At 63.9% G+C, this 24,975-nt stretch carries 22 protein-coding genes; 7 read left to right on the top strand and 15 right to left on the bottom strand.

Annotation, left to right across the window (positions count from 1 at the left end):
* Window positions 1-12: 12 nt before the first annotated feature.
* Window positions 13-1,407 carry a dihydrolipoyl dehydrogenase gene (gene lpdA / locus V6U71_RS09060; RefSeq protein WP_411341934.1) on the bottom strand — a complete coding sequence of 465 codons (1,395 nt, stop codon included), beginning with the start codon at window positions 1,405-1,407 and terminating at the stop codon, window positions 13-15.
* 169 nt (window positions 1,408-1,576) lie between these two features.
* On the opposite strand from lpdA, the gene V6U71_RS09055 reads away from it, so the two are divergent.
* Window positions 1,577-2,443, top strand: coding sequence for a class I SAM-dependent methyltransferase (locus V6U71_RS09055; protein ID WP_411341933.1), 867 nt, complete (start codon window positions 1,577-1,579; stop codon window positions 2,441-2,443).
* Window positions 2,444-2,462: 19 nt separating this feature from the next.
* Here V6U71_RS09055 and V6U71_RS09050 read toward each other — a convergent pair whose 3' ends face one another.
* Both V6U71_RS09050 and V6U71_RS09045 read right to left on the bottom strand, forming a co-directional pair.
* Window positions 2,463-3,020, bottom strand: a complete 558-nt coding sequence (locus V6U71_RS09050) for a hypothetical protein (RefSeq protein WP_411341932.1) — start codon at window positions 3,018-3,020, stop codon at window positions 2,463-2,465.
* A 7-nt stretch (window positions 3,021-3,027) separates the two neighbouring features.
* Window positions 3,028-4,344: a pyruvate dehydrogenase complex dihydrolipoamide acetyltransferase gene (locus V6U71_RS09045; RefSeq protein ID WP_411341931.1), complete on the bottom strand. Its 1,317-nt coding sequence runs from the start codon at window positions 4,342-4,344 to the stop codon at window positions 3,028-3,030.
* 170 nt (window positions 4,345-4,514) lie between these two features.
* Between V6U71_RS09045 and V6U71_RS09040 the strand changes: the two genes are divergently transcribed.
* Entirely contained in the window at window positions 4,515-4,970 is a 456-nt protein-coding gene (locus tag V6U71_RS09040) for a universal stress protein (RefSeq protein ID WP_411341930.1), read from the top strand.
* Here V6U71_RS09040 and V6U71_RS09035 read toward each other — a convergent pair.
* On the bottom strand, window positions 4,967-5,356 hold the full coding sequence (locus V6U71_RS09035) for a hypothetical protein (protein WP_411341929.1): 390 nt from the start codon (window positions 5,354-5,356) through the stop codon (window positions 4,967-4,969). The genes V6U71_RS09040 and V6U71_RS09035 overlap by 4 nt on opposite strands.
* Before the next feature lie 117 nt (window positions 5,357-5,473).
* On the opposite strand from V6U71_RS09035, the gene V6U71_RS09030 reads away from it, so the two are divergent.
* Window positions 5,474-6,256 carry a helix-turn-helix domain-containing protein gene (locus V6U71_RS09030; RefSeq protein WP_411341928.1) on the top strand — a complete coding sequence of 261 codons (783 nt, stop codon included), beginning with the start codon at window positions 5,474-5,476 and terminating at the stop codon, window positions 6,254-6,256.
* A 38-nt stretch (window positions 6,257-6,294) separates the two neighbouring features.
* Here V6U71_RS09030 and V6U71_RS09025 read toward each other — a convergent pair whose 3' ends face one another.
* The 4 genes from V6U71_RS09025 to phaR form a co-directional block, all read right to left on the bottom strand.
* Window positions 6,295-8,592 (bottom strand): ribonuclease R family protein, encoded by a 2,298-nt coding sequence (locus V6U71_RS09025; RefSeq protein ID WP_411341927.1) that lies wholly within the window; start codon window positions 8,590-8,592, stop codon window positions 6,295-6,297.
* A 48-nt stretch (window positions 8,593-8,640) separates the two neighbouring features.
* On the bottom strand, window positions 8,641-9,381 hold the full coding sequence (locus V6U71_RS09020) for a hypothetical protein (RefSeq protein ID WP_411341926.1): 741 nt from the start codon (window positions 9,379-9,381) through the stop codon (window positions 8,641-8,643).
* Between the two features lie 155 nt (window positions 9,382-9,536).
* Window positions 9,537-11,063, bottom strand: coding sequence for an aminoacyl--tRNA ligase-related protein (locus V6U71_RS09015; RefSeq protein ID WP_411341925.1), 1,527 nt, complete (start codon window positions 11,061-11,063; stop codon window positions 9,537-9,539).
* 45 nt (window positions 11,064-11,108) lie between these two features.
* Window positions 11,109-11,648, bottom strand: coding sequence for a polyhydroxyalkanoate synthesis repressor PhaR (gene phaR, locus V6U71_RS09010; RefSeq protein ID WP_411341924.1), 540 nt, complete (start codon window positions 11,646-11,648; stop codon window positions 11,109-11,111).
* 100 nt (window positions 11,649-11,748) lie between these two features.
* Between phaR and V6U71_RS09005 the strand changes: the two genes are divergently transcribed.
* Both V6U71_RS09005 and V6U71_RS09000 read left to right on the top strand, forming a co-directional pair.
* Window positions 11,749-11,982, top strand: coding sequence for a hypothetical protein (locus V6U71_RS09005; protein WP_411341923.1), 234 nt, complete (start codon window positions 11,749-11,751; stop codon window positions 11,980-11,982).
* 188 nt (window positions 11,983-12,170) lie between these two features.
* Window positions 12,171-15,362, top strand: a complete 3,192-nt coding sequence (locus tag V6U71_RS09000) for a TonB-dependent receptor plug domain-containing protein (RefSeq protein ID WP_411341922.1) — start codon at window positions 12,171-12,173, stop codon at window positions 15,360-15,362.
* A 120-nt stretch (window positions 15,363-15,482) separates the two neighbouring features.
* Here V6U71_RS09000 and alr read toward each other — a convergent pair whose 3' ends face one another.
* The gene (alr, locus tag V6U71_RS08995) at window positions 15,483-16,532 is read right to left on the bottom strand and encodes an alanine racemase (protein ID WP_411341921.1); all 1,050 of its coding nucleotides are present in this window, start codon (window positions 16,530-16,532) and stop codon (window positions 15,483-15,485) included.
* Between the two features lie 57 nt (window positions 16,533-16,589).
* Entirely contained in the window at window positions 16,590-18,221 is a 1,632-nt protein-coding gene (locus V6U71_RS08990; protein ID WP_411341920.1) for an MFS transporter, read from the bottom strand.
* 115 nt (window positions 18,222-18,336) lie between these two features.
* Here V6U71_RS08990 and V6U71_RS08985 point away from each other — a divergent pair, with 115 nt between their 5' ends.
* On the top strand, window positions 18,337-19,104 hold the full coding sequence (locus tag V6U71_RS08985; RefSeq protein WP_411341919.1) for a cyclase family protein: 768 nt from the start codon (window positions 18,337-18,339) through the stop codon (window positions 19,102-19,104).
* A gap of 3 nt (window positions 19,105-19,107) precedes the next feature.
* Here V6U71_RS08985 and V6U71_RS08980 read toward each other — a convergent pair whose 3' ends face one another.
* Window positions 19,108-19,515 (bottom strand): MAPEG family protein, encoded by a 408-nt coding sequence (locus tag V6U71_RS08980; RefSeq protein WP_411341918.1) that lies wholly within the window; start codon window positions 19,513-19,515, stop codon window positions 19,108-19,110.
* 120 nt (window positions 19,516-19,635) lie between these two features.
* On the opposite strand from V6U71_RS08980, the gene V6U71_RS08975 reads away from it, so the two are divergent.
* Window positions 19,636-21,018 (top strand): peptide MFS transporter, encoded by a 1,383-nt coding sequence (locus tag V6U71_RS08975; RefSeq protein WP_411341917.1) that lies wholly within the window; start codon window positions 19,636-19,638, stop codon window positions 21,016-21,018.
* On the opposite strand, the gene V6U71_RS08970 is transcribed toward V6U71_RS08975, so the two are convergent.
* The 4 genes from V6U71_RS08970 to bioB form a co-directional block, all read right to left on the bottom strand.
* Window positions 21,019-21,390, bottom strand: coding sequence for a tRNA-binding protein (locus V6U71_RS08970; RefSeq protein ID WP_411341916.1), 372 nt, complete (start codon window positions 21,388-21,390; stop codon window positions 21,019-21,021).
* A 124-nt stretch (window positions 21,391-21,514) separates the two neighbouring features.
* A complete protein-coding gene (locus V6U71_RS08965; protein ID WP_411341915.1) occupies window positions 21,515-23,521 on the bottom strand; it encodes a biotin carboxylase N-terminal domain-containing protein in 2,007 nt (668 codons plus the stop codon).
* A 5-nt stretch (window positions 23,522-23,526) separates the two neighbouring features.
* The gene (locus V6U71_RS08960) at window positions 23,527-23,919 is read right to left on the bottom strand and encodes a lysozyme inhibitor LprI family protein (protein ID WP_411341914.1); all 393 of its coding nucleotides are present in this window, start codon (window positions 23,917-23,919) and stop codon (window positions 23,527-23,529) included.
* Complete coding sequence (gene bioB / locus V6U71_RS08955; protein ID WP_054726746.1) at window positions 23,916-24,953, bottom strand: biotin synthase BioB; 1,038 nt, start codon at window positions 24,951-24,953, stop codon at window positions 23,916-23,918. Before bioB ends, V6U71_RS08960 begins: the two co-directional genes overlap by 4 nt.
* Window positions 24,954-24,975: the final 22 nt, after the last annotated feature.

Here is a 24,975-nt window from a genome sequence, read left to right as displayed (position 1 = left end):
GCCAGCACGGCCTCAGATATGCAGCGGCCGCCCGAATGCCGCGAGCACGCCCTCGTGCATCGTTTCGCTGAGCGTCGGGTGCGGGAAGACGGTGCCGATGAAATCATCCTCGACCAGCTCGGCGGTCTTGCCGATCGTATAACCCTGGATCAGCTCGGTGACCTCGGCGCCGATCATATGGGCGCCGAGCAGTTCGCCGGTTTTCGCGTCGAACACGGTCTTGGTGAAACCCTCCGCCTCGCCGAGCGCAATCGCCTTGCCGTTGCCGATGAAGGGGAAGGTTCCGGCCTTGACCTCGTAGCCGAGTTCCTTCGCCTTCGCCTCGGTCAGGCCGACGCTGGCGATCTGCGGACGGCAATAGGTACAGCCCGGAATGTTGCGGACGTCCATCGCGTGCGGGTGGTTACCCGCGATCGCCTCGACCGCGATGATCGATTCGTGCATCGCCTTGTGCGCGAGCCACGGCGGCGCGGTGACGTCGCCGATCGCCCACAGGCCGGGGACGTTGGTGCGGCACATCGCGTCGGTGTCGATATGGCCCTTGGTCGTCTTCACGCCCAATGCTTCGAGCCCGATATTCTCGGTGTTCGGGACGATGCCGATGGCGACGATCGCATGGCTGAATTCGGCGCTTTCGACCTTGCCGTCCTTGCCCTTGATCTTCGCCGAGACGCCGTTCGCGGTCGCCTTCAGCTCCTCGACCCCCGCGCCGGTGTGGATCGTCATGCCCTGCTTCTTGAGTGCCTTTTCGAGGAAGGCCGAGACATCGGCGTCCTCGACCGGCACGAGGCGGTCGAGCATTTCGACGACCGTAACCTCGGCGCCCATATCCTTGTAGAAGCTCGCAAATTCGATCCCGATCGCGCCCGATCCGATGACCAGCAGCTTCTTGGGCATTTCGGGCGGGACGAGCGCGTGGCGATAGGTCCAGATGCGCTTGCCGTCGGCGGGAGCGAACGGCAGGTCGCGGGCGCGGGCACCGGTCGCGACGATGATGTTCTTCGCGGTCAGCGTCTCGCTGCCCTTCTCGCCCGTCACTTCGAGCGTGCCCGGCGCCGCCAGCTTGCCGGTGCCCATATGAACGGTGATCTTGTGCTTCTTCATCAGGTGCGTGACGCCCTGATTGAGCTGCTTGGCGACTCCGCGCGACCGTTTCACGACCGCGTCGATATCGGCGCTGATCTCCGCTGCCTTCAGCCCGTAATCACCGGCATGCTGCATATAATGATAGATTTCGGCCGAGCGCAGCAGCGCCTTGGTCGGGATGCAGCCCCAGTTGAGGCAGATGCCGCCGAGCAGTTCGCGCTCGACGATCGCGGTCTTCAGCCCCAATTGCGCGGCGCGGATCGCGGCGACATAGCCGCCGGGGCCCGAACCGAGGACGATGAGGTCGTAACTATTGGCCATTCGGGCATCCCTTTTTGCCTGATCGGTGAAAGCTCGACACCCTTTAGACCGGCGAGCGGCAAGGACGCCACCGCAAATCGGAGAGCCGGGCCGACCGCTACGGCAAGCTATTGTTTCAGACCGGTTAAGGATGGCTTCACGCGTTTCGCTTAGAGCCGCGTTCAGGACCATGCAACCGATCCCTAGCTATTCCCCCGCGCGCCGCTCCACCCCCGATGCGCCTGCCGTCGTCGACAAGGCGATGGACGCGCAGTTTCGCGCGCAGGCCGGACAGATGGGCCTCGATCCCGACGACCGCTGGGTCGGCGGCTATGTCGACGTCGAATGGCAGGGCGTCCGGCACCTGATCGAAGCCTATGCGGGTGATATCGACGGCGCCGCGCTGCTCGAGTTCGGGTGCAATTATGCGGCCAGTTCGATCGTCGCCGCGACGCTCGGCGCCAGCGTCACCGCCATCGATGTCGACCCCGGCGCCGTCGCGCTCGCGCGGCTGAACTGCGCGCGCTACGGCGTCGCCGACCGCATCGACCTGCGCCACCTCCCCGACACGCGCCGCCTGCCCTTCGCCGACGCGAGCTTCGACATCATCCTGTGCATCAGCGTGCTCGAATATGTCGCACCCGACCATCTGCCGGCGGTGCTCGCCGAGATCGACCGGGTGCTGAAACCCGGTGGCCTCATCATCGTGTCCGGCACCGCCAGCCGCCTTGCACCGCGCGAGGTGCATTCGGGGCGCTGGCTGGTCAATTACTGGCCGCGGGCGGTCGACCGCTGGCTGCTACGCCGTGAACCGATGCAGCGCGGCGTCAATCCGCTGCCGATCCTCTGCGCGTTCCGCCGCTATACGAACGTCGATCTGGCAGACCGCGGGCAAAGCTGGTGCCGCGCCCGCACCGCGATGGGTCAGTCGTCCGCCAAGCTGCGCCTCGCCCGCGCACTGGCCAGCCTGACCCGCCCGTTCGGCCTGTCGATCGGCATGGCTGGATCGAGCTTCAGCGCGACGTGGCGCAAGCCAACTATTATTCAAAAGGCTTAGATTGGCCTCTCATCACGCCTCATCCACCAACAGCAAATCGGAAAGCAAAAAAAGCTACCGTTGCCGCGGCAATAGATCCAATCATGAATCCCACGCGACGCGCTCTATAGTCTCCGATCTCTTTTAAAACAAACTTTGAGGAACCACCAGCTAGCGCATCATAGGACCCAGAATAAGAGAAGCTAAAAATATCTATAGAAACCTTTTCTCCGGCAGGAAGGTCTGGAATAGATATAATCATATTCCCCTTTTGATTTTCTTTTATTTCAATATCATCTTCATCTATAGATGAGGTTTTAGATAAATTATAAGATAGAATGTTCTTTTTCTTAATTCTGACCGAAAAATCAGATATGTGACGACCCTTGTTTTCAAATTCAAATTGATCTGCGTAGATATGGTTTTCGTAGCGCTTCCCAAGCGTTTCATGAACAAATTCTGCGATTCCGCCGAGAGGAGCGGAAAGAGAATGATGGGTGTAAACCACTGCTGATCTACGTCCGCCCCACCAACTAAAGAACTGGCCCAGTGCAAAAGTTGCAAGAGCGACACCTACAGACGCAGCGTCCCAATTCATTGGCGTTCTAAGCCACCAGCCCCAGAGGACGCTCCACCAGCTCCTTGAAGGTCTTCATCAGCAGCGCGCCGTCGGCGCCGTCGATCGCGCGGTGGTCGAAGCTGCCCGTCGCGGTCATCACGGTTGCGACCGACAGGGCATCGTCGACAATGTAAGGGCGCTTCTCGCCCGCGCCGATCGCCATGATCATCGCCTGCGGCGGGTTGATCACCGCGGTGAACTGCTTGATCCCCATCATCCCCATGTTGGAGATGCTGGCGGTGCCGCCCTGATATTCGTTGGGCTGCAGCTTGCCTTCCTTCGCCTTCGCCGCAAGTTCGGACATTTCGGTCGAAATCTTCGACATCGACTTGCCCCCGGCATCGACGATGATCGGGGTGATCAGGCCGCCGGGGATGCTGACCGCGACCGAGATGTCGGCGCGCTTGTACTGGCGCATCACGTCACCGCCGAAGCTGACATTGCACGCCGGAACACGCTCGAGCGCGACCGCCAGCGCCTTGATCAGCATGTCGTTGACGCTGAGCTTGACGCCGCGGCTTTCGAGGCTGGCGTTGAGTTCGCCGCGCAGCTTGAGCAGCGCGTCGAGGCGGATGTCGACGGTCAGATAGATGTGCGGCGATTGCTGCATCGATTCGGTCAGGCGGCGCGCGATCGTCTTGCGCATGCCGCTGAGCTTCTCGTCCTCGTGCGGGATGCCGAAGTCGGGAATCGGGCCTGCAGCAGCGGGTGCGGCGGCTGCTGCCGGAGCCGCGGCAGCAGGAGCCGACGCGGCGGCGGGTGCAGCGGCGCCTGCAGGAGCGCCCGCAAGGTCGGCCTTGACGATGCGGCCGCCGGGACCGGTGCCGGTCAGCGCCTTGAGGTCGATGCCCTGCTCGGCGGCAAGGCGCTTCGCGAGTGGGCTCGCCTTGATGCGGTCACCCGATGCTACGGGGGCCGCAGCAGCCGGCGCAGGTGCCGGACTCGGCGCGGGCGCGGCGGCAGGTGCAGGCGCGGCCGCCGATGCGGGCGCTTCGGCTTTGGGTTCAGCGGCAGGTGCAGGAGCCGCCGCCGGTGCGGCCTTCGCGCTGCCCGCATCTTCGCCCTCGCCCGCGATCACGGCGATCACCGTACCGACCTTCACATTGTCGGTGCCCTCGGCGACGAGAATCTGGCTGATCACGCCTTCGTCGACCGCTTCGAACTCCATCGTCGCCTTGTCGGTTTCGATCTCGGCGAGCAGGTCGCCCGATTTTACCTCATCCCCTTCCTTCACCAGCCATTTGGCAAGGGTCCCCTCCTCCATCGTCGGCGAAAGGGCGGGCATTTTGAGTTCGATCGGCATCGTCGCTTTTGTCCTCGATCTTCAGGCGTGAGTCTTGCAGGGCATGCCTGCCGCTACGGATTGTTCCTCGCCATAAGCATTGCGCCGGTCAAGGTCCAGCGGCCGAACTTGCCTTTCATACGAATGTGAAGCAATCTCGCGCCGCAAAAGCATAACGAGGGGTCGGGGCGATGCGGACGTATCTGGTGGTGATCGACGACAGCCCCGAAGCGACGCTGGCGCTGCGCTTTGCGGCCCGGCGTGCGGCGCGGACGGGCGGCGGCGTGATGGTGCTCGCCATCGTCGCCCCGCAGGACTTCGTGGCATTCGGCGGCGTCCAGGCGACGATCGAGGCCGAGGCCCGCGAACATGCCGAGGAACTGGTCGCGACCGCCGCCGACGCGGTGGTGCAGGAAGCGAATGTCACGCCGCAGATCATGGTCAAATCGGGCAAGCCCGCCGAGGTGGTGCGCGAGGTGATCGGCGCGAACGACGAGATTGCGGCACTGGTGCTCGCGACCGCGGCGTCGGGCGCCCCGGGCCCCTTGGTCGCGCATTTCACCGGACAGGATGCGGGCACGCTTCCCTGTCCGGTGATGCTGGTCCCGGGCGGCATCGACATCAGCCGCCTCGATGCGCTGAGCTAGACGGTAACGGCGCGGGGCAGCGCCACGGCCTTGACCTCGAGGATCGCGAACCCTAGCACGCCAATCGCCTGCGCGACGACGACCGCAATACCGATGCCGGTCATCTGAGCCGCAAAGGCCGCGACGACCGCGAGACTGGCGGCGACCCAGCCGAGATTGCCGAACACGATCAACCTGACCAGCGCCGGGCTCGGCAGCTTCTGAAGCACAGCGGCGATCATCGCAATCGCGGCGGCGAGACAGATCCAGCCGCCGATCGCAACCATGTTCGCGGGCAGGCCGAACAAGGCCCCGACCGGGACGGCGGCGAGAAGGCCGATGGCGAAAACGCCCGTGCAGGTGACGGCATCGGCGACGAGGATGGTCTTGAGATTGGGGATCGACATGATGGTTCTCCTTTCGACCCCGACCAATTGGACCGCAAAGTGAATGACGTCGATTACGCGCGAGGTAATGGAAAGCAGGAAGGCCGGGGTATAGCTTTGCCGGCAAAGGAGACGATGATGCAGGTTGCACCGCTGGGCGAACAGCTTCGCGAATGGCGCACGCGCCGCCGGATGAGCCAGATGGACCTCGCGCTCGATACCGAAATCTCGACGCGGCACTTGAGCTTCATCGAAACCGGGCGATCGAAACCGAGCGCCCAGATGCTCGGGCGGATCGCCGACTGCCTCGAGGTGCCGCACCGGGCGCGCAACGCCCTGCTCCTCGCAGCGGGCTATGCGCCCGATTTTCAGGAACGTCCGCTCGATAGCAGCGAGATGGCGGGGATGCGCGCGATCGTCGAACATGTACTGAAAGGACACGAGCCCTATCCGGCGCTCGCGGTCGACCGGCACTGGAACATGGTCGCGGCGAACGCCGCGGTCGCCATCCTGATCGGGCAGGTTTCCCCCGCCCTGCTGGCGCCGCCGGTCAATGTGCTGCGCCTCGCGCTCCATCCGGACGGGCTGGCACCGCAGATCGCCAATTATGCGATGTGGCGCGCTCATATCCTGCACCGGCTCGACCTGCAGATCGAAGCGAGTGCCGATCCGGCGCTGGCGTCGCTGCGCGACGAGATTGCGGGCTATGCGGTCGAGGCCAACGACAATGCCGCCGGGCCGGTGAGCAGCATCGCGGTGCCGCTGGTGCTGGAAACGGCAGCGGGGCGTATCTCGTTCGTCTCGACGGTGACGATCTTCGGTACGCCGGTCGACATCACCCTGTCGGAACTGGCGATCGAAGCCTTCTTTCCGGCCGACGCGGAAAGTGCGGTGTTGTTGCGGGAACTGGCGGGGGACTGACACGTCGCCCCGCGAAGGCGGGGGCGACGGCGACGGATTCAGCGCTTCCGTCCCTTGTGCTTGATATTCGCCGGACGCCCGCGCTTGCCGACCATATGCTTCCCGGCCTTCTTCACCCCGTCGCGCCGCGGCGGCCGGTTGCGGAAACCGCCCTCGGGCGCATCGGGCAGTTCGAAACGCAACGCGCCGCTGATCGGGTTGGCATCGAGCAGCCGCAGATCGAGCCGCTGCCCGACCGTATAGCTCACCCGCCCGTGCTCGCTGTCGAGCGTCCGGGCCGCCTCGTCATAGAAAAAGCGCTCGCTGCCCAGCGTCGACACCGGAACCAGACCGTCGCCGCCGAGTCCGTCGACCGTGGCGAAAAAGCCGAAGGGCTGGACGCCGGTGATCCGCGCCGTCACGATCTCGCCGGTCTTGGTCGCCAGATAGGCCGCGACATAGCGGTCGACGGTCTCGCGCTCGGCCTCCATCGCGCGGCGTTCGAGCGCGCTGATCGCTTCGCCGATCCGCGACAGCCCCTTGCCGTCCTCGTCGCCGAGTCCGGTGCGCGCGGGCAGATCCTTCGGCTTGCCGGGCACTTCGAGGCGATAAGAGTCAACGAGTGCGCGATGGACGATCAGATCGGCGTAGCGGCGGATCGGCGAGGTGAAATGCGCGTAGCTGCCGAGCGCAAGGCCGAAATGGCCGGCGTTGGCGGGGCCATAATAGGCCTGCGTCTGGCTGCGCAAAATCGCCTGCATGATCTCGGGCAGCCGGTCGTCCCCGGAAAAGCCGTCAATCAGGCGGTTGAACACGGCGGGCGTAATCACCTGCCCCAATGCGAAGCTCTGCTCGAAAGTTTCGAGATAGTCCTTCAGGCTGACGAGCTTCTCGCGGCTCGGCGGCTCGTGGATGCGATACATCACCGGCGACTTCTTCGCCTCGAGCGCCTTTGCCGCCGCAACATTGGCCGCGATCATATAATCCTCGATCAACCGGTGCGCGTCGAGGCGGTCGCGGACGCGGATTTCGGCGATGCCGCCCTGTTCGTCGAGGATCACCTGCCGTTCGGGCAGTTCGAGGTCGAGCGGATCGCGCGCGGCGCGCGCTTTCGCGAGCAGCGTCCAGCTTGCCCAGAGGTTGCGGAGCGCCGGCAGGACATCGGCATCCCACCCCTCGCGGGGCTCGTCGGCGTCATAGGCCGCCTGCGCATGTTCGTAGGCAATGTTGGCACGCAGCCGGACGAGCGCACGCGTGAAACGCCATGACGTCACCTTGCCGTGCTTGTCGATGACGAGATGGCACGCCATAGCCGCGCGATCCTCCCCGGCCTTCAGCGAACAAACCCCCGCCGACAGCGTTTCGGGCAGCATCGGGACGACCTGGTCGGGAAAATAGACGCTGTTGCCGCGTCGGCGCGCTTCGCGGTCGAGCGCACCGTCGGGGCGGACATAATAGCTGACGTCGGCGATCGCGACGATGGCGCGAAAGCCGCCCTTGTTGCCCGGGTCCTCGTCGGGGACCGCCCAGACGGCATCGTCATGGTCGCGCGCATCGACGGGGTCGATTGCGACGATCGGCAGGTCGCGCAGATCCTCGCGCCCGTCGGGGGTCAGCGGCAGCTTCGCCGCCTTTTCAGCCTCGGCGAGGGTTTCGGGACCGAAGACATGCGGTATCTCGTGCCGCGCAATCGCGATCATGCTGAGCGACCGCGGCGCGAAGGGGTCGCCGATGCGGTCGATGACCTTCGCCTTGATCGCCGGCCCGCGCCCGGTCAGTTCGGCGCGGACGAGATCGCCGATATCGGCATTGCCCTTGTCGGCGACGGCAAAGTCGTAGCGCGCGCGCTTGTCGGCGGGGCGCAGCCAGATCATCGGCTTGCCGCCGGGGCCGACATCCTCGACGAGCACACCGATCACCATTTCGGCGCTCGCCTGCAGCCGCTTCATCGGATGCGCGACATGGCCGCTGCCACGTTCCTCGGTGCGGGCAAGGATACGGTCGCCGACCCCGAGCGCCCCCTTCCGTCCCTGCTCCATCACGCGGAGGCGCGGCGCCGGGCCGGCAGCCTCCCATCGATCGGGAACCGCCCAGACGATGCTGCCCTCGATCGCCGCGACGCGCAGTACGGTGACGCGCGGGAGGCCGCCATGCTTGTGAAAGGCGCGGCCGGGGGCGAGATCGACGAGCCCCTCGTCGGTCATATCCTTGAGCAAAGCCTTCAGCGCGATCTTCTCGTTACCGTGCAGCGCAAAATGCTTGGCGATCTCGCGCTTCCCGACTGCATCCTTGCTCTCTTCGATAAAACGCAGAATCTGTTCGGGCGAAGGAAGTCCGGTGTGTTGTTTGCGGGCCATCCTCCGCGGATAGGGGGTAACGGGCGAGCCGTCACCCCCAAGCGCGGATCAATAGGGTGAAATGTTGAGTACCTGCCCCGATGCCGTGGCAGTACAGGTCGAGCGATAATGTCCGGTCGCAATGGTAAAGACATAATTGCCCGAGCCGTCGCCGCGCTGGCTCACCGCCACGCTGCTGCCGCCGGGGGCATTTTGATACTGGTCGCCGCGCGCCTCACACGCCGCCTTTGCCGCATCGGGACCACCGCGCGCATAGGGCCGATTGGCGGCGCGACGGTTCGACGCCTCGGTCTCGCCCGCCATGAAGCCGTCGTGATAGGCCTCGCTGTCGTTGCGGTCATATTGGCCACCATAGAGGCCGTCGTTGTACCCGCGGCCATATTCGCTGTCGTGATCGCCGCCGGGATCGTTGCCATGCTTCTTCTTGTGACTGGCGAGCGCGGCGATCAGGCCGATCGCCGCGACCCCGGCGATCGCCGCACCGGCACCCGAACCGCCGCTGTCGCTGTGCCCGCAATCGCTCGCGTCAGTTTTGTCGACACTCGCATAACGGCCGTTGGCGACGACAACGCGCGCGCAAGTGCGCGATCCGCTGTTCCACCAATATTGCGCGCCATCCTTGAATTTCGCCATCGTGTAGCCGCGGCCCTGCATCTGCGTTTCGGCGCCGGGCGCACGCGCCCCGACGAGATCGGAGACGTCGGAAGGCGGTTTGGCGTATGCGGGCGCCGTGCTGCCCAGGATGAGCGCCACCATCGCGGCCGAACCGGTAATCTGTCGTATGATCATGATCGTTCCCCTGCTGAATCGAAGGCGACAAGCGACCTGCCGCGGGCATGGCCAGCGGGCGAGCTCTGACGAACGAGCCTCTGCACCGCCAGCCTATCAGAGACAGGGCCGGCGGCGAACGACTTTCAGGGTTCAGGCGGCGCTAACCAGCGCGATCAATAGGTCCGGCCGATCAGCACGCGTTCCACCGCCGGTTCGCCGGTGAAGAAGCAGGCGCCGTCAGCGGGTACCGCGTCGAGCGGCGTGTTGCGCATTGTCAGCTTCAGCGCCTTCAACTGCTCGACGATCCCGTCGAGCACGGCGCCGGTCGGGCGCGACCATTGCACCTCGACCCAGCCGGCGAACTTGTCGTCGCCGGCGTAATGCGCCGCAAGGTCGGTGACGTCGCGGCGGATGTTGGCGTGCAGCCGTTCCTTCGCTTCGGCATAGAGATTGTCCTGAATCTCTCCGAGCGTCGCGACAGCCGCCGCGACAAACTCGCCGCGCGGCACGAAGGCACTGTTGAGCTTGCCGTCGTCCTTATAGAGGCGGTCGCGGCGGATCACCGCGACATTGCCGCCGGCGACGTCGCGCGGGCCGATTTCGAGGATGATCGGCGCGCCCTTCTTGACCCAGCCCCAGCGCTTGGTCTGCGCCTTGTTGGCATTGGTGTCGAGCAGCACGCGCACGGGTTCGCGGAACGCGTCGAGCGCCTTGAGTTCCTTTTCGAGCGACGCGCAATAGTCGAGGATCGCCGCATCCTCGTCATTGTCGCGCAGCATCGGCACGATGACGATCTGGTGCGGCGCGATGCGCGGCGGACAGCGGAGACCGTCGTCGTCGCCGTGGGTCATGATCACCGCGCCGATCGTGCGGGTCGAGAAGCCCCAGCTCACCGTGTGGCACAGGCTGTGACCGCCGTCCTTGTCCTGGAAACGGATGTTTGCCGCCTCGGCGAAGCCGGTGCCGAGATAGTGCGACGTGCCCGCCTGCAGCGCCTTGCCGTCCTGCATCATCGCTTCGATCGAATAGGTCGCGGCGGCGCCGGGGAAGCGCTCGTTCTCGGGCTTCTCCCCCGCAATCACCGGCAGCGCGAGCGCTTCTTCGGCGACGGTGCGGTACAGTTCGAGCGCGCGCATCGTCTCGGCAAGCGCATCTTCCTTACTGTCGTGTGCGCTATGGCCTTCCTGCCACAGGAATTCGGCGGTGCGCAGGAACATGCGGGTGCGCATTTCCCAGCGCACGACATTGGCCCACTGGTTGACGCGCAGCGGCAGGTCGCGCCACGACTGGACCCAGCGGCTCATCGCGGCGCCGATGACGGTTTCGGAGGTCGGACGGACGATCAACGGCTCTTCGAGCTTCGCGTCGGGATCGGGGATCAGCTTGCCCTTGCCGTCCCCGATCAGCCGGTGGTGCGTGACGACCGCCATTTCCTTGGCGAAGCCGTCGACATGGTCGGCTTCCTTCTCGAAGAAGGACAGCGGAATGAACAGCGGGAAATAGCAGTTCTGGACGCCCATGTCCTTGATGCCCGCGTCCATGATCGTCTGGATGCGTTCCCAGATGCCATAGCCCCACGGCTTGATCACCATGCAGCCGCGCACCCCCGATTCCTCGGCGAGGTCGGCTTCGGCAATGACGTCCTGATACCAGGCCGCGAAGTCGGCCTGCCGGGTTACGCTGAGCGCATGCTTGATCATGATTTTCCGGTTTTCTGTCGTTGGGGGACGGGGTGATGCCCGTCTTCACTTCTTTTTGGCGAGCTCTGCCTTGAGCTCGGCGACTTCGGCCTTGAGCGCCGCGATTTCGGCATCCTTGGCCTTGCTGCCAGCCGCGCCTGGCATGAACGCCCCCGCCGCCTGCTGGAACATTTCCATGTTGCGCCGGGTAAGTTCGGCGAGCGGGTTGGAACCCAGCGCGCCCTCGAATGCCGAGCGGACATCCTGCTGGTTCTTGCGGAAGGCGGTCATCGACGCTTCCAGATATTGCGGCACCATCGACTGCATCTTGTCGCCATACATGCCGATCAGGTGACGCAAGAAGTTGACCGGCAACAGCGTCTCGCCGCGGGTTTCTTCGTCCATGATGATCTGGGTCAGAACATTGTGCGTGATGTCGTCGCCGCTTTTCGCATCGACGACGCGAAACTCGCGGCCGTCGCGAACCATCGTGCCGAGATCCTCCAGCGTGATGTAACAGCTACGCTCGGTATCATAGAGGCGCCGGTTGGCGTATTTCTTGATCGTGACGACGTCGCCCTCTTCTGTCGATTTCGACCTCGCCATGCTGACCCGCGCTCCTGATGTCCCCGACGGTTGCGAATGCCCTGTTTCAGATGCATCGGCCGGAACTTTGATTGTGCAAAGCGCGCAATAGCATCAATATATGATGCATCGCAACATGCGCGGCAGGGCTTCGGTATGGAAATATGGCAGCCGAGTCGCCTGCCCGCCGCCGACCGTCGACATTCTTGACGTGCCGACGCTCCCGACGTTCCCGGAAAAAATGGAACGAAAGGCGACAGAATGCCGATTTTGGCAATTTCGTTTCAATCGAAACGTCATTCTGGACATTTTTATTGCCGCCGTGACCACAGCCACACAATTCATATCGTTGTAAAGAAAGCAAATTACTCGAACAGACGTGCCGCACGAGCGAGCGGTGTTGCCAAAATGGCACATCCGTTCACTCTCGATACTGGCGGCCCGGGAATTGGCCATCAAAGACTTGTGCCGCAGAAATTTTAGGTCTTTCTAAACCCCATGCCGTTCATCTGGTTTTTTGAACGGGCAACCGGGGAGTCATCAATGTTCAAAGCGCACCTGCTTCGGGGTGCCGCTGCCTTTGCAGTGGCCATTTCCGTCAGCCAACCAGTTTTCGCACAAGACACGGTCGACAGCATCGCCTGCGCCGACGCCAACAATGACGGCGTCTGCGATTCCGATGCGACCAGCGGCGACGCGATCGTCGTCACCGGCTCGCGCATCCGCAAGAGCGAATTCAACAGCCCCGATCCGATCCAGGTCATCAGCCCCGACATCGGCCAGAAGCAGGGTCAGAACCAGCTCGCCGACCTGCTCCAGTCGTCGCCGATCGCGGCCGGCTCGATCCAGATCACCTCGTCGATCTCGAACGGCTTCGTCACCAACGGCGGCGCCGATGCCCAGACCATCTCGCTGCGCGGCCTCGGCGCCGAACGCACGCTGGTGCTGCTGAACGGCCGCCGCGCCGGTCCCGCCGGCGTCCGCGGTGCGGTCGCCTCGTTCGACCTTAACGTGCTGCCGCTCTCGATCGTCCGCCAGGTCGAAATCCTGAAGACCGGCGCATCGTCGATCTACGGTTCGGACGCCGTCGCGGGCGTCGTCAATATTCTGACCAAAGACAATGCCGACGGTTTCCAGATCAGTGGTTTCACATCGGTCCCGCAGCATGGCGGCGGCGAAATCTACGACGTCAACCTGACGTTCGGGAAGCGTTTCGATCGCGGCCATTTCCTTGCGACGGTCGATTATTACCAGCAGCAGAATCTGCGTCGCCGTGACCGCAAGTTCCTGAACTGCTCGGAAGAATATCTGACATTCGAGGACGGCGGCCGTGCCGACATTGTCGATTTCCGGACCGGAAAGCCTGCATGTAACGGAACGCTCGGCAACGTTATCCTGACCAACAACGACTTCGGCTACATCTTTGGCGATGCCCCGCTCGAGGGACCTAATGGCCAGCAGCTCTTTGTCAGCCAATATGGCGGCCCCCAATATGCTCAGGTCGGCGTTCCGCTAAATTCCATTCCGGGGATCACGGCGCCGAGCAACTTCTACGGCCTGAACTTCGATGGCCCTTCGACCGGTGCGCTCAACCAGTACGATCCGCTCGAACAGATATCCGATGTCTTTTCGAAGGTGTCGCGCATTACGGGCTATATCGACGCCTCATATGAGATCACGGACAATATCGAAGTTTACACCGAACTGCTGTTCAACAACCGCAAGTCGTACAACAACGGCTTTCAGCAACTAAACGTCTTCCAGTTCACGGGCAACTCACTGCTTCCTTCGTTGACGGTCAATCCGGACACTGGCGGCTTGTCGCTCAACCCCGCTTTCCCCGGCGCCTTCTGCACGGCGTCGGATTTCAATTGCGTGGTCGGCGATGCAGGCGATCCGTTCAACCAGGAATTCGGCGGCAATTTCCTGCTTCGCCCGCTCGTTCTGGTGAAATCGGATTTCAGCACTGACGTCGACTATTATCGTGGCGTCCTGGGTTTCCGCGGCGACTTCGGCGGTTTTTTGTCGGGATGGAACTGGGACATCTACGGTCAGTATAGCCGCTCCGATGCCGACTATACGCAGGATGTTATCTTCGAAGATGCCCGCTTCACCCAGGATTTCCGTACCCGCTCCTGCGTCGGCATGGTCACGCCGGTTACCGGCAAGCCGTGTATGGACATCGACTGGACCGACCCGCGGGTTCTGCGCGGCGATTTCACCCCCGAGGAACGCGCCTTCCTGATGGGCAAGGAAACCGGAAACACCCTGTTCACCCAGAAATCGCTCGAAGCCACTGTCTCGGGCAACCTTCTGACCCTCCCGGCCGGCGATGTCGGCGTTGCATTCGGTGCACAAATACGTCGCGACGCAATTCGCGATGTTCCGGGCGAAGTCACGCTGGCCGGCAACGCGGCGCTCCGCACCTCGTCGGGCATCACGGCCGGACGGACCATTTCGAAGGAAATTTTCGGCGAAATCCAGATTCCGCTGATCTACAACACGCCGCTGATCCAGCGCTTGACCCTGTCAGGCGCCGGCCGTTACACCGACGTCTCCGCGACACGTCGCGACGGGGTCAAGGACAGCTTCAGCGACGTCACTTGGAAGGCCGGCCTCGACTGGGAAGTCAACGATTGGCTGCGCTTCCGCGGCACTTGGGGCACCTCGTTCCGTGCGCCGGCACTGTTTGAACTTTTCCTAGAGAACCAGACGGGCTTCCTTGCTCAGCAGGATATCGACATCTGCATCGATATCGACACGAAACTGGAACAGGGAACCATTAACCAGCGCATCTATGATAATTGCGTCGCGGCCGGCGTGCCCACGGACTTCCAGGGGGCAACGGGATCGGCCACGATCGTTTCCGGCGGCGGGATCGGGGTTCTCAAGCCCGAGACGTCGACAGCCAAGACGGTCAGCGTCGTTTTGACGCCGGATCTGTCCGGAGTGTTGTGGAGCGGCCTGCGCGCCAATCTTGCAGTAGATTATTTCGACATCAAGATTCGCGACGAAATTTCGACCGTCGGCGCGAGCAACATCATCAATCGCTGCTATAATTCGGAATTCGGCCTCGACGATCCGCTGTGCGGCTTGATCACCCGCTCGACGTCTGGTCCGGATATCCACAACATCACACAGGTTCTCGACACCTATGTGAACGTCAATAAGCAACGCAACAAGGGTATCGACGTTACCATCCGGCTCGATCAGGATCTCGGCAATCTCGGTTCGCTGACGTTCCTGTCGCAGATGACCTGGCAGATCAAGGACACCATCGCGCTGTTCGACGGCTTTGTCGTCAACGACAATGGCGAAGCCGGCGACCCGCGGTGGGTCGGCGATTTCAACCTGTCGTGGACCAAGGGCCCGTGGACGCTCTTCTATGGCATGGACGTCATCGGCGGCACATCGAACAAGCAGGATCTGCTCGACACCCAGGTCGATGCCGATGGCAATCCGTCGCTTTGCCGCACGTCGATCTTCCGTCCCGGCGGTCGTTACTGTCAGGACACGCGCCTGTCGCCGACCTTCTACCATTCGGCGTCGATTACCCGCGAGATCGCAGACAAGTTCCAGATCACGCTCGGTGTGGCGAACATCTTCGATACTGCGCCGCCGCGCGCTTCGACCATTCAGGCTGGTATCAGCGCGATCGGTCAGGCACCGGCCTTCGGTTCGCAATACGACTATTTCGGTCGCCGCGTGTTCATGAACCTTCGCGGCAACTTCTAAGGTTTGACACCTTCGAATGCGAAAGGGCGGCAGAGCAATCTGCCGCCCTTTTTCGTGTGCCTTCCGGAAGCGTAAACTTTGCGGTGGGCTCGATCGGCAGGAAAACCGTCGCCCCTTGTCCTAACCCACCCAATCGCGCGCCCAGCGCTTCCCGAGGCCGGTCAGCAACTCATATTGCGACAGCCCGCATCGCTCGGCGGTTTCGGCGAGCGCATAGTCGAGCGTCAGCCAGTCACCCTCGTCGATCGCGCCGGCATCGCTGGCATCGAACGCGACAAGGTCCATCGACACGCGCCCGGCGAGCGGCAAGCGCTGCGTCTGCCAGCTCGCCGCGCCAGTGCCGGTGTGGCAGCGCAGATAGCCGTCGGCATAACCCATGTTGGCGACCGCGACCCGGCCATTCTTCGTCGCGGTCCAGGTCGCGCCATAGCCGACCGTCTCGCCGGCGCGGACGCTGCGCACCTGCAGGACGCGCGCTTCGGGAAAGACGACCTGCCGGATATGCCCTGCCGCCTCGGGGCGTGGGGTGCCGCCGTAAAGTGCAAGCCCCGGGCGGGTGAGGTCGAAGCCATAGTCGGCGCCCAGGCATATGCCGGCGCTGTTGGCGAGACTGTAACAGCGCGCAGGAACCCGGCTTTTGAGCTCGCGAAACGCCGCGAGTTGCTGTCCGTTCTGCGCGCTATCCTCGTCAGCCGAGGCGAGATGGCTGAGCAGATTCTCGATCGCCAGCCCGTCGAGCGCACCGCCGAGCGCTTCCTCGACGCGCAGCCCGAGGCGGTTCATGCCCGTGTCGACCATGACGTCGCACGGTCGCCCCTCGCCCGCCGCACGCCAGCGCGCGACCTGCCGGAGGCTGCCGAGTACCGGACGCGCCGGAAGCGTTTTCGTGGCGATCATGTCGGCCTCGCCGGCCCCGTGCAGCACCGACAACGAGACGCCTTCCGCGAGCGGCATCAATGCCGCCGCCTCGGCCCAACTCGCCACGAAAAAATCGCGGCAGCCCGCAGCAACGAGATGGTGCATCACTTGGCGCGCGCCGAGCCCGTAACCGTCGGCCTTGAGCGCCGCCCCGCACGCCGCCGCGCCGCCCTGCGCCGCAAGCCAGCGCCAGTTGGCGACAAGCGCCTCACGGTCGAGACGGAGGCGGAGCGGCGACGGAATGGCAATCATCCCTGTGCCACTAGACCGCTTTGACGGCAGCGCCAATGGGGCTGTTGGAGGTGTAGATCAGGCCGGAGATCTCGGCTTGTCCCATTGCCCCTCGACCGGGTCCTTGAGCATGAACGCCGTGACGAGGAATGCCACCAGCACCACGCCCCATGTATACCACAACCCGGCATAGGCATTGCCGGTCTTGGCGATGATGAAGCTGGCGATCAGCGGCAGGAAACCGCCGAAATAGCCGGTACCCAGATGATAGGGGATCGACAGCGACGAATAGCGCACGTGCGGCGGGAACATCTCCGAGAGCAGCGCCGCGACGGGCCCGTAGGTGAAGCCTGAAAGCGCGCTGAGCCCGAGCAGCGCCGCGAGGATCACCGCAATGCCGAGCGGCCCCGGTATCTGTTTCTCGAAATCATAACCCATCGCCTCGAGCGCGGGTTTGAGCACCGCCGGATCTTCGCCCGCGACTTCGCGCGCGCCGATCGTCACCTTGACGCTGTCGAACGCGCTGCCGCTCGCGACGACCGTATAGGGCACGCCGAGCTTGGTCAGTTCACCGAGCGTCTTGCCGCACGCGGTTTCCTGTTTCGACGCGAAGGGGTCGAAGCTGCATTTCGACCCGGTCACCACGACCGGCGCCTTTTCGGCTGCCGCGGTGAGCGCGGGGTTGGCGACGGCACCCATCAGCCAGAACAGGGGGAAGAGGAGTATCAGCGTGACGCCATAGCCCCAGACGATCGGCTTCTTGCGCCCGATGCGGTCAGACAGCCGCCCCGCCCAGAGGAAGAAACCCATGCCGAGCGCGGCGGCGATCCCGACGATGATCTCGGCCGCGGTATCGTCGATCTTCATCGGCCCCTTGAGGAACGACAGGCCGGAGAACATCGCGGTGTACCAGATCACCGTCAGCCCCGCCGCGATCCCGAACAGCGCGATGAAGATGCGGCGCGGGTTGCCCGGATAGGTGAAGCTTTCCTTGAGCGGATTCTTCGCCAGCTCGCCTTCCTGCTTCATCGCCTGAAACACCGGGCTTTCCGAAAGCTTGAGCCGCATCCACAGCGAAATGGCAAGGAGCAGGATCGACAGCAGGAAGGGCACGCGCCACCCCCAGCTTTCCCACACCGCATCGGGCATCAGCGCCTTGCACCCGAGCACGACGATCAGGCTGAGCACAAAGCCGCCGACGACGCTCGCCTGGATGAAACTAGTATAGAAACCACGCTTTTCGGGCGGCGAATGTTCGGCGACATAGACCGCCGCGCCGCCATATTCGCCGCCGAGCGCCAGCCCCTGCAACACCCGCAGCAGGATGACGATGATCGGCGCGACGATACCGATCGTCGCCGCCGACGGGATCAGCCCGACCCCGGCGGTCGCGACACCCATCAGCGTGACGGTGACGAGGAAAGTATATTTGCGCCCGAGCCGGTCGCCGAGGAAACCGAACAAGACCGCACCGAGCGGCCGGAAGCCGAAGCCGACCGCAAAGCCCGCCCAGACGAGCAGCACTTCGAGCGTCGCATTGTCGCTGGGGAAAAAAGCCTTGCCGATGATCGCCGCCAGCGTGCCGTAGATGAAGAAATCATACCATTCGAAGATCGTTCCCGCCGAGGAGGCGGCAATGACCATGCGGATGTCCTTCGCGGTCGGCTGGTAAACCGCGCCATGGTCGGCGACGGCGGCTGCGTCGGTCATAAACTCTCCCCTGCCCCCGTCCCAACCGGATGCGGGCTTTGCGCCATCTCTAGCCGCCGCGCATCGCCGCGCAAGCCTTCTTGGCGTAGCGTCATTCCGGTGGCAGACTGCAAATATGCAGTTCATTGACCTTTCGATCCCGATCACCAACGACGTCGTCTCCGACCCGCCGGTGATGCGCCCGCAGATCACTTACATGACCCACGAAAATACGTGGGAGCAGATCGCGATGTTCTTTCCGGGCCTGACCAAGGCCGACCTGCCTGACGGCGAAGGCTGGGCGGTCGAGAGTCTGACGCTCAGCACCCACAATGGCACCCACATGGACGCGCCCTGGCATTTCCATTCGACCACCGACAGCGGCGCGAGCGCCGCGCCGAGCATCGACGAAGCCCCGCTTGACCTGTTCTTTCGTCCCGGCGTGAAGCTCGATTTCTCCGACCGTCCGGCGGGCCACGTCGTCAGCGGCGCCGAGGTGGAAGCCGAACTCGCGCGCATCGGGCACGTCCTCCAGCCGCTCGATATCGTGCTCGTCCAGTCGGGCGCGATCTACGGCACCGACAATTTCACCGATCAGGGCTGCGGCATGGGCGCCGAAGCGACGCTCTATCTCACCGAACGCGGCGTCAAGGTTGTCGGCACCGACGCATGGAGCTGGGACGCGCCGTTCAGCCACACCGCGCGCCGCTGGGCCGAGACGCGCGATCCGTCGATCATCTGGGAAGGCCATAAGGCGGGGCGGATCAAGCCCTATTACCAGATCGAAAAGCTGACCAACCTTGCCGACCTGCCGCCAAGCGGCTGGACGCTCAGTTGCTTCCCGGTGAAGATCGAACGCGCGAGTGCGGGCTGGATCAGGGCGGTGGCGCTGATCGAAGCCTGATCGCTAGAGGTTCACGGTCGCCAGCAGCCAGAGCGTCCAACCGCCGAGCGCCATCAATGTAATCCACGTTGCCGCCACACCGATCTGGCGCGTCACCGGCGGCTTGCCGGGCTCGACCGGTGCGTGGAGACCGACGATATGCGCGATGCGGCCGATCACGAACAGCGCCCCGAACGCCATCAACGCCATATGGTTCGCGCGCGCGCTTTCGAGCAGCCCCAGCAGGATGACGACGATCGGGGCGTGCTCGGCAAGATTGCCGTGCGCGCGGCTGGCACTGATCAGCCGGGCGTCGCCATGGTCGCCGAAGGCGGCGCCGAGCCGCAGCCGTTGACGCACGGTCATCACCGCAGTCAGCAGGAGCAGCAGCGCGCAAACCGCCGCAACGAACGCGGTTACTGGTAATGTCATGATTCCCTCTCCCTCTGTTTCGCTCACTATAGCCCGGCACTGTCGTTCGTCGAACGCCGCTGGCAAGTTGCAATGGAAACCTTACGCGTCAGCCCGAGAATATCTACCGGAGCAACCCCCATGACCATCGCCGAGGCGACCCCCGATTTCGAGGCGGACCGCAACGACCGCGCCTTCCTCGGCCATCCGAAGGGCCTCGGCTATCTCGCTTTCGTCGAGGGCTGCGAGCGCTTCTCCTATTATTCGATGCAGACGCTGCTCGTGCTCTACATGGTCAAATATCTGCTGCTCCCCGAAAATGCCGCCGGCGTGATCGGGCTCGATTGGGTGAAGAATTTCTACGGGCTCGACGGCCAGCCGCTCGCGTCGCGGCTGTTTGGCGATTACACCTCGCTCGTCTATCTGACCCCGATCGTCGGCGGACTGATCGCCGACCGCTGGCTCGGCCGCCGTACGACCTTGATCCTCGGCGGGCTGGTCATGGCGCTCGGCCATTTCCTGATGGCGTTCGAGGGGAGCTTCCTCTTCGCGCTCGTCGCGCTGATCGTCGGGGTCGGGCTGTTCAAGGGCAATATCGCGAGCCAGGTCGGCGAACTTTACGGTCCGAACGACCTCCGCCGCGCGATGGCGTTCCAGATCTTCTACATCGCGATCAACGTCAGCGTCATCGCGGCGCCGCTCGTCGCCGGCACACTCGGCGAGAAAGTGAGCTGGCACTGGGGGTTCGGCACCGCGGGCGTCGTGATGGTGATCGGCCTTATCCTCTACATCATGGCCAAGCCGTGGCTTCCCGCCGACAATCTGCCGTCGAAGGCAAAGGCCGCGGGCGCCGCGGCCGCCGAACCGATGCCACGGCAGGACTGGCTGCGCGTCGCCGCGGTCCTGCTGCTCGTCCCCGTGCTTGCGACCGCGCTGCTCACCAATCAGGAGATTTTCAACGCCTATCTGGTCTGGGCCGATCAGCATTTCCAGCTCACCTTCTTCGGCCAGACGCTGCCGACGAGCTGGATGATCACCATCGATGCCACGGCGAGTTTCAGCATGCTCGTCGCGGTCGCGGCCTTCTATGTCTGGTACGGCAAGCGCTATCGCGAACCCGACGAGCTCGGCAAGATGATCATCGGCAGCCTGTTCTCGATCGCCGGCGGCCTCTGCCTCGTCATGGCCGCGGCGACGCAGGGCGACGGCAAGATCGGGCTGTTCTGGCCGCTGATGTTCCACCTGCTGAACAGCATCGGCTTCGCGCATATCATGCCGGTCAGCCTCGCGCTGTTCACCAAGCTCGCGCCGCGTGCACTCAACGCGACGATCATCGGCATCTATTATCTCGCCTTTTTCGGCGCGAACTATGCGGTCGGGACAGTCGGCGGCTGGTATTCGTCGATGCCGACCACCGCCTTCTGGCTGTTCCACGTCGCGACCGCCGTCGTCGGCCTGATCGCCTTCATATTGTTCAAGCTGTTCCTCGCGAAGCGCCTGATGGGCGACCCCGCCGCGACCTGATCAGAAGAGGCGCGACCCGTCGGGCACCGCCCGGTCGGGCGCAAACAGGATGACCGCGCCCTCTTCGTCGGCAAAGCCAAGCGTCAGCACTTCGGACATATATTTGCCGATCTGGCGCGGCGGAAAGTTGACGACCGCCGCGACCTGCCGCCCCGGCAGTTCGTCGAGACTGTAGCGGTCGACGATCTGCGCGCTGCTCTTCTTCACCCCGATCGCCGGGCCGAAATCGATCTTCAGCTTGAAGGCGGGCTTGCGTGCCTCGGGAAAGGGCTCGGCCGCGACAATCGTCCCGACGCGGATATCGACGCGAAGGAAGTCATCGAAGGCGATCGGGTCAGCCGACGGGGCGTCGTTGTCGTGGTTCAGATGCATCTATCGGACTCCGTCATTGCGACCCCGGCGAAAGCCGGGGGAAGCAATCTCCAGCCATCGGGCATCTGCTCCCGGCAACCGGAGATTGCTTCGCGCTACGCTTCTCGCAAGGACGAGAAGCTCCTTATTCCATCTCCAATATCACCGCATCGACCGCCAGGCTGTCGCCCTGCGCGGCGTTGACCGTCTTCACCGTTCCCGATTTTTCGGCCCGGAGGATATTCTCCATCTTCATCGCCTCGACCGTCGCGAGCGGCTGGCCCGCCTCGACGGCATCGCCCTCGCCGACATGCAGCGCGACGAGCAGACCCGGCATCGGGCAGATGAGGAATTTCGACAGGTCCGGCGGGATCTTCTCGATCATGTGCGACGCCAGCGGCGCGACGTGCCACGGCAGGACGCGCACGTCGTGGATGCGCCCGCGCGTCGTCATGCGCCAGCCGGTGCGCGTCTTGGCGACCTTCACTGCCAGCTCGCTGTCGCCTATTTCGGCCACGACCAGCTTGTCGCCCGGCGTATATTCGAGCGCGATGTCGACCTTTTCGCCATCGACCTTGATGTGCTTGTGGCCGAGCTTGACCTTGTGCGCAGCGCCGCCGACGGTGACCTGCCATTTCGCGGGCGGGTCGAGCCGGTCGCCGAGCTGGCCGTCGGTGCGGCGGGCGCGGTCGGCCTCGGCGCTGGCCATGAAGCCGGCGATCGCGGCGAGGGTGCGGACGATATCCTCGTCGGTGTCGGCGCCATGGAAACCCTCGGGATACTCCTCGGCGATGAAGCCCGTCGTCAGCTCGCCCGAGCGAAAACGCGGATGCTGCATGATTGCCGAGACGAAATCGATATTATGGCCCAGCCCTTCGAGTTCGAACCGGTCGAGCGCCGCGATCTGCAAGTCGGCGGCCTCGTCGCGCGTCTTGCCCCAGGTCACCAGCTTGGCGATCATCGGGTCGTAAAAGATCGACACCTCGCCGCCTTCTTCGACGCCCGCATCGACGCGCACGCCGTCGACGCCGCGCTCGTCGCCCTTCCACGCCGGAACCGGCGTGCTATAGCGCACGAGCCGCCCGGTCGACGGCAGGAAGCCGCGATACGGGTCTTCGGCATAGACGCGGTTCTCGATCGCCCAGCCGTCGATTTTCACATCGTCCTGCGTCAGCTCAAGCTTCTCGCCCGCGGCGACGCGGATCATCTGTTCGACCAGATCGATGCCGGTGATCGCTTCGGTCACCGGATGCTCGACCTGCAGACGGGTGTTCATTTCGAGGAAATAGAAGCTCTCGCCCGTCGGATCGGCGCCCGACACGATCAGCTCGACGGTGCCCGCGCTGTAATAGCCGACGGCTTTCGACAGCGCGACGCACTGCTCGCCCATCGCCTTGCGCATTTTTTCGGTCACGAACGGTGACGGCGCTTCCTCGACCACCTTCTGGTGGCGGCGCTGGATCGAGCATTCGCGTTCGTTGAGGTACAGCACATTGCCGTGCTGATCGCCGAGGATCTGGATCTCGATGTGGCGCGGGTTCAGGATGAACTTCTCGATGAAGACGCGGTCGTCGCCGAAGCTGTTGAGACCCTCGCGCTTCGTCGCCTCGAAGCCCTCGCGGACGTCCTTCTCGTCATAGGCCAGACGCATGCCCTTGCCGCCGCCGCCGGCCGAGGCCTTCATCATCACCGGATAGCCGATCTCGTTCGAAATCTCGACCGCATGTTCGGTGTCGCGGATCTCGCCGACGAAGCCGGGGACGACGTTGACCCCCGCTTCCTTCGCGAGTTTCTTCGACTCGATCTTGTCGCCCATCGCGGCAATCGCGTTCACGGGCGGACCGATGAAGGCGATATTTTCCTTGGCGAGCGCTTCGGCAAAGCTCGTGCGCTCCGACAGGAAGCCATAGCCCGGATGCACCGCCTCGGCGCCGGTCGCCTTGCACGCCGCGATGATCTTGTCGGCGATCAGATAGGATTCGGATGCCGGCGACGCACCGATATGCACCGCCTCGTCGGCCATCTGCACAAAGGGCGCGCGCGCGTCGGCGTCCGAATAGACGGCGACGGTCGCGATGCCCATGCGGCGCGCGGTCTTGATGACGCGGCAAGCGATTTCGCCGCGGTTGGCGATCAGTATCTTCTTGAACATGGGGATCAATATTCCTCGATGAGGGACTTCAGTTGCGCGGTGCGCGCTTCGGTGAGTTGGGTCTGGCAGCCGCTGATGACCATGGGTTCGGCCGAGCCGCCACGCATCGTATAGCCTTCGCTCGCGCATTGCTTGTCGCGGTACGTCAGCCACGCGCGCTGCGCGGCGAGCAGCGTGTCGAAATAACCGGGGCGATTGTCCTGCGAGCGATCGAAGTCGGCGTCGATTTCCTTCATCCGCGCCGCGGTCAGCTTCCACTGCGCATTCATCGCCGCGTCGGCACGCTCATAGTCCTTGTAGGCGCAGGCGTTGAGTTCGAATTGCGCCATCGCATTGTCGCAATCGACCTCGGGCTCCTGCGCCGCTGCGGCCATCGCCAGAAGCGTCGCGAAGATCACTCCGCCGCCTCCGGCATGCAGCCCTGGCGCATCGGCTCTTCGCTGACCATCGGCTTCAGGCCGAGCTTGGCGAAGAGCGCCGCATCCTTGCTGTCACCCGCATTGGCGGTGGTCAGCAGCTTGTCGCCGGTGAAGATGCTGTTGGCGCCCGCCATGAAGCAGAGCGCCTGCGTCGCGTCCGACATGCTTTCGCGGCCCGCCGACAAGCGGATCATGCTCATCGGCATGGTGATGCGTGCCACCGCGACGGTGCGCACGAACTCGATGTCGTCGATCGCCGCGAGCGGCGTATCGGCGAGCATGTCGCCGAGCACGGTGCCCTTCACCGGGACCAGCGCGTTGATCGGCACGCTTCCCGGATGCTCGGGAAGCGTCGCGAGCGCGTGGATGAAGCCGACGCGGTCGGTACGGTTTTCGCCCATGCCGAGGATGCCGCCGCTGCACACGTTGATGCCCGCGCTGCGGACTTCTTCCAACGTGTCGAGGCGTTCCTGAAAGGTCCGTGTCGTGATGACGTTGCCATAATTTTCGGGGCTGGTGTCGATATTATGGTTGTAATAGTCGAGCCCCGCGACTGCGAGGGTCTGCGCCTGCTCCTTGCTGAGCATACCCAGCGTCATGCAGGTTTCCATGCCCATCTGGCGCACGCCTTCGATCATCTCGACGATCGCGGGCATGTCGCGGTCCTTGGGGTTGCGCCATGCAGCGCCCATGCAGAAACGCTGCGAGCCCGAATCCTTCGCCTGCGCCGCCGCCTGCAGCACCGCGCGCACGTCCATCAGCTTGGTTGCCTTGAGCCCGCTGTCGGCATGCTTCGACTGCGAGCAATAGCCGCAATCCTCGACGCAGCCGCCGGTCTTGATCGACAGGAGGGTGCAGAGCTGGACCTCGCCGCGTGCATGATGGCGGCGATGGACGCCCTGTGCCTCCCACATCAGCTCGTCGAACGGCAGGTCGAACAATTCGGCGATTTCCGCGCGCGTCCAGTCGGTGCGCGACAGGCCGTCTTGTTCGGTGGGATGGGACAGGGTCATGAGGGACAACCTTCTTCTGGAG

It is taken from the genome of Sphingopyxis sp. J-6 (genome assembly GCF_046603995.1).
In the GTDB taxonomy this organism is placed as follows: domain Bacteria; phylum Pseudomonadota; class Alphaproteobacteria; order Sphingomonadales; family Sphingomonadaceae; genus Sphingopyxis.
This window is presented reverse-complemented; position numbering and strand designations above follow the sequence as displayed.